4 protein-coding genes are annotated in these 4,836 nt (G+C 38.9%); 1 reads left to right on the top strand and 3 read right to left on the bottom strand.

Going from position 1 to position 4,836, the window contains the following annotated elements:
• The coding region (locus AB3112_RS08220; protein WP_367334270.1) for a hypothetical protein at nt 1-415 on the bottom strand (415 nt) is incomplete at its 3' end.
• A gap of 340 nt (nt 416-755) precedes the next feature.
• On the opposite strand from AB3112_RS08220, the gene AB3112_RS08225 reads away from it, so the two are divergent.
• A complete protein-coding gene (locus AB3112_RS08225) occupies nt 756-3,539 on the top strand; it encodes a DEAD/DEAH box helicase (protein ID WP_085012880.1) in 2,784 nt (927 codons plus the stop codon).
• A gap of 88 nt (nt 3,540-3,627) precedes the next feature.
• Here AB3112_RS08225 and AB3112_RS08230 read toward each other — a convergent pair whose 3' ends face one another.
• Complete coding sequence (locus tag AB3112_RS08230) at nt 3,628-4,320, bottom strand: glycerophosphodiester phosphodiesterase (RefSeq protein ID WP_367334271.1); 693 nt, start codon at nt 4,318-4,320, stop codon at nt 3,628-3,630.
• A 136-nt stretch (nt 4,321-4,456) separates the two neighbouring features.
• On the bottom strand, nt 4,457-4,836 hold a 380-nt coding region (locus tag AB3112_RS08235; protein ID WP_367334272.1), incomplete at its 5' end, for a DNA/RNA nuclease SfsA.

A 4,836-nucleotide genomic window follows, 5' to 3' on the forward strand; every position in this document is an offset into this window, starting at 1 on the left:
CATCACTAAATCCAATATTATGAATATACCTCGAACGGATGATATCTTCAAATAATGTAACCATCATGCTTGTTCCAATGGTCCTTCTTTGCATTTCTATGCTGACACCAAACCAGCCAATTTCGATTGCAGGAAACGACGCTCCTAAGGGATTTTCTTCTGGCATACTTACCTTTTCGTTAAAGTTTTTTACGTCATAATAAGACTTAACTTCAACAATGCTGGAAGAAATAGAATAAAAGCCAACCACCATTTTCTTGTCTGTATCATAAAAAATTGTGGTGGACATTAAGTTTTGATCTTCATAGATACATGCACGGTTTCTAATGAAGTCATTAACTATCTGCTCGCCACAATCAAATTTATTCAAAATATTTAAGTCAATTAACTGAGATATATTATATTTTTTAATCATTAGAAATGATATCTCGCTTTTCGTAATGATTTTACGGCGTTATCAATCAAATCCTGTCGTTTCTGTTTTTGATCCGTAGTTAGATTTTTGTGAACTCCGCTAAGACGATCTACAACTTGTTTAAACTCAGTCTTATTGTTTGTTTGAATAACATATTTAAACTTTTCATTTATTGTCGACGCCAACAGTAAGACCCCCTTCAAGGATTAAATTAGTTACTCATAATTATAATTGAAGTCAGAATAAATGTAAAAAGAAATCCACTTTATTCATTTAACTATAGCGTGATAGAATGTAATAAACAATTTATGGTTATTTAACGAGATTACGGAGATTATTAATGAATAATTATTCTCAAATATTCAAAATTGACGGAGATAGTTTTGTTCTCCTTGGCCTTGCAAAAGGAATCGGCGAAAAGATAACCGGTAAGGTCGCTATCATTCGTAACACCACATCCAAAGAACTTCGAGCGATTCCCATCAATGAACTGATGCGTTACTCAATTAATAAAGATAACCATGAAGCATTATTATCTAATCGCTTGGATTTGTACAAGAAGCGTTTTGTTGGTCGAGAAGATGTATATGCTCATAGATATTTTAATAAGCGCCTAGGGAAATATATGTACAGTCCGGTTGTCCCGTTCAAGGATCGGAAACCTATACTAAATCAATGGATAAGCCTAAGTGATCGTGAATTAGAAAATCATTTAATTGGAACTGAGTTTTTGGGGTTCTATCCAATGTTTCCAGACAATACAACAAAGTACCTGGTCTTAGATATTGACGGTCACCACCAGGGCGATGAATGGCGTCAAATTACCAGTTCACTTCAAGCTATTTGCAATCAATATAGTATCCCCCACTTAACCGAGTTATCACAATCTGGGCACGGTTGTCATATTTGGATATTTTTCGACGCACCTCTTTCTGCAAGTTCTGCTCGCCGATTAGGTGACGCCATTTTAAAAGCAACAATGGCGATTAATCCCAACCTTTCATTTACGGCATTTGATCGGATGTTTCCTAGCCAAGATTTTATTAGCAAGGATAAAATTGGAAATCTAATAGCAGGACCACTTCAGGGGGACCGTCGTAGAGAAAACAAAAGTGTGTTCGTTGACGATTCATATCGTCCTCTGCCAGATCAGTGGAAAGCGTTAGCTGAAGTGCAATTAATCAGCAGCAAAAAACTGAATATCATTGTTAATACAATAAATGAAAATAGTCAGTTTCAATTCTTTAATGAACAAGATAAGCAATCAGACTTATTGAAGGAACCCTCAATAATCAACAAGCCGTTAACAATTATTCGCAATAGCGCTATTCTCATTCCGAAGGCCGGATTATCTGTAAAGCAGGTCAATCAATTAAAGTGGTTATGTTCATTTAAGAACCCGATATTTTATGAAAAGCAGAACAAACGAATGTCGCTTTATAACACACCCAGGATTATCAGCCTTTTTCAGGAAACACCGAAACACATTGTTATCCCCCGAGGACTGGAACAAGAAATTCTGAATTTGTTTCCTCACTCCAAGTGGATAGATAAAACGGTCCATGGAAATCCGATCCATGTAGAATTTAAAGGTGAACTTCATCCTGAACAGTTAAGGGCTCTTGAGTCCTTAGTAAGTCATTCCGATGGCATCCTTTCAGCACGAACCGGTTTTGGCAAGACCGTTGTGGCGGCGCAATTAATTGCCAAATTAAATATCAGTACATTGATATTAGTCCATGATAAAGAAATTGCGAAGCAGTGGATCACCCAACTCAATAAATTTTTGATAATTGCTGATGAACCATTTGTGCATGAGCTGACACCAACTGGACGAGTAAAACGCAAAGCTGCAATTGGCAGTTATTTTGGCACTAAACACAATCGGAGTGGAATTGTTGATGTTGCGACAATTCAGTCTTTTAAAAACGACAAAGCTAGTACAGAAATTTTGGACCAATATGGGTTAGTGATAAGTGACGAAGTTCACCACGATGCAGCCTTTACATTTGAACAAGTCATCAAAGCAATTAAATCTAAATACTTGTTTGGGCTTTCTGCGACACCTTTTCGTAGGGATGGTCAGGATCCAATAATCTTAATGCGTTTTGGACCTGTTCGCTATCAGACTTCTATGGTTGACGAAAAAACTGTAACGGATATTAAAAGAATTATCATTCCAAGGTTTACCACATTGGGGATAACGAATCTTGCGGCGACGAATTATACAATCAACGAAAATTATGAGTCCATGCTTAAAGATGGAGAACGAAATCAGTCAATTGTTCAAGACATCAAATCGTGCTTTGATATGAATCGTCACATTCTTGTTCTCACAAAAAGAATTGCCCATGTTGAAATCTTAGCAGGACTTTTAGGCAATTCGAACCACCTATTTCTTTTATATGGCAACCAGACTGACAAGGAAAATATTGATACAATCAAGACAGTTAACGAATCCTCTGATCCTTATATTTTATTGGCAACGAACAAATACGCCGGTGAGGGATTGGATATTCCATCAATTGATACACTGGTTTTGGCAATGCCACATTCGTGGAAAGGAAATAGTATTCAGTACATCGGACGCACCCAACGTAATCTGGCACAAAAATCAGAAATCCGCATTTATGATTATGTTGACATGTTCATCCCAATGCTGGCACGGATGTACAGAAAAAGGCTAAAAACATATCATGATCTACACTATAAAGTACTAAACGACAAATATAGTCAGCAAAAAGACATTAACTTTTATGACGGTGCCTATCATGAAGATATGGTTACAGAGGCCCGCAAAGCATCAGACATCTTCATTTGTGAAAATAGGTTGAACTCGTTTATCCGGGATGACATAATCCCGAAGACAGTCTCGAAGAAAATCACAATGTTGCTCAATTCCATCAGTGCAAGCGACAAGACACTATTGAGGAAGACAGGTGTCAAATACACCCTTTACGATCAAAATCTTCCAAATGTTTTGGTTATAAACAAAGCACAAATGTGGTTAAGCTCAGATCTTGGATTTAGTAAAAATACAGGGATTACTGTTTGCATTAATCAGCCACAATTAGTTGAGCAGTTTATAAAGTTGTTACTACAAACGGTTGATAACCTCGTTTAAGTCTCCCAAAACGTATTCAATCCACAAAAAAAGCATCCCCACCACGCACAACGCGCACTGGGGATGCTTCTTAAATGACAACAGATTATTAAGCTAACACATTTGCTTTGATTTTCTCAGCACCTTCGAAGTTGTTGGTGAAAATGCCTGCAACATTCAAACTGAACAGGTGCTTTTGGGCTTGTGGGTCATCCACAGTCCAAATTCGCTCCTTGACGTTTCTCATCGGCACATAGTGGCTTAAATGCAAGCCCACCAAATGTTCCTTGGCCATTAACTCACGGGGATTCTTGATATCATGTTCCGACAGGTAGCAATACTGCTGCGTCGGATCCAGCTGGTACGCAATTTTGAGTGAATCCAAGTTAAATGACGAGTAAATGACTGGATATACCCAGTCATACTGTTTAACCATATTCAGAACAATTTGTTCGATATGATCGTAGTGAATCTCGTTGGTCTTAAACTCCAAGTTCATATGAACCGGCTTCTTATCGGCGAGCGCCAGCAATTCGGCTAGCATCGGAATTGTTTCGCCGTCACTTAAGTGAAATTGGCGTAGTTGCTTCAGCGTATACGATTGAATTTCACCGGTTCCGTCGGTTGTTCGGTCAATTTTTTCGTCATGCATAATGACCGGGACGTTATCCTTGGTCAAATGAACATCAAATTCCAAGCCGTCAATGCCATGGTCAATTGCGTATGCAAAACCCTTCAAAGAATTCTCTGGGAACATATGGGGATAGCCTCGATGGCCGAAGATCAATGTTTTACTTACCATTAGTTTTAAAGCTGCTTCCTTTCAACTCAATCCAACACGTGCGAGCAACAAATCGACCCTCGCACTGATACGCAATTATAATAACACGCCTGAAAATAGTTTCAAGCTACTTTGAAAAAAGAATCGAGTTTCATGATCAGCCAATCGATGATGGCAGCCCATCACTCACAAATGTCTGATCAAGATCAAATAAAACCGGCTGATCCAACTTCAATGTTTTCGGTGTCACTCGGCAATCATAGGCAATAACGTGAACGCCCTTGTCTTGTGCCCGGCCAATTTCTACTGCCAACTCATTAAAGATGTCGCGATCGATGGTCATGGCTTGAATATTATTCATCTGGATCACAAATAATAAGTAAGCGGAATAACCATCGTCAATTGCCCTGTCAAGGGTCTGGACGTGCTTAAGGCCCCTTGTCGTGGGCGCATCAGGGAAGGCCGCAATTCCCTGATTGGCTAACGTCACGCCTTTAACCTCCAAGAAAAACGGCCGACCATCGTCATCTTTCCCGC

The organism is Lentilactobacillus sp. (genome assembly GCF_040773105.1).
Taxonomy (GTDB): domain Bacteria; phylum Bacillota; class Bacilli; order Lactobacillales; family Lactobacillaceae; genus Lentilactobacillus; species Lentilactobacillus parabuchneri.